This is a genomic window from Paenibacillus sp. P4_E11, assembly GCF_056401635.1.
Window position 1 is genome coordinate 1 of the sequence record NZ_JBFUIX010000607.1, and the last position, 822, is coordinate 822.

General features: G+C 43.4%; 1 protein-coding gene. It reads right to left on the reverse strand.

The window, feature by feature from the left end; genetic code table 11:
* Window positions 1–127: 127 nt before the first annotated feature.
* On the reverse strand, window positions 128–822 hold a 695-nt coding region (locus tag AC1DWB_RS36400), incomplete at its 5' end, for a carbohydrate ABC transporter permease (protein WP_477545909.1).

The window sequence follows — 822 nt, forward strand, 5'->3', positions numbered from 1 at the left end:
CATCATGCTGGATAAAACGACMGTTGTCMCTCTTTTGACATTCTTCATTCTTCATCCTCCTTGATTCTATTAGCAGGATCATACTATATAAAGTAAGCGTAAGCTCACTTCCTGCCGATCATAGCAATTAACCCTTAACTGATCCCAACATGCCGCCTTTAACGAAATATCGTTGCAGGAAAGGATAAACAATTAAGATTGGGGCGGTAGCAAATACGATCGTTGCAGCCTTCAGTGATTCTCCAATCACATGCAGGTTGTCCGTATTTTGCATCGTTTCGAGTGTCGTATCCATCTGGGACAAGAGCAGGATATTGCGCAGCTTAACCTGCAGGGTGAACAAGTCCGCATCATTCAAGTAAATGATTGCTGCCATGTACGTGTTCCAATGTCCTACCGCGTAGAATAAGCTTAATGTCGCCAATGAAGCGGTCGAGAGCGGAAGTACGACTTTCAACACATAGCGGGTATTCCCGCAACCATCCATTACTGCGGCATCCCTTAGTTCGGAAGGTATACCTTGGAAAAATGTTTTCATAATAATGACATTGAATGCTCCGATTAATCCAGGAATCATCAGGGACCACAATGTATCAAGCATATGAAGTTCCCTCACCAACAAATAACCAGGAATCATCCCACCACTGAACAGCATGGTCACAAGCATGAAGTTCATAAAGTACTTTCGTCCCCATAAATCAGTACGGGACAACGGATAGGCAGTAAGAATATTAAAAATCATATTCAATGCTGTTCCGAAAACCGTAATGTATACCGTAACCCCCAGGGCGCGAATAATACTGCCATCTTTGAGAACTGCCC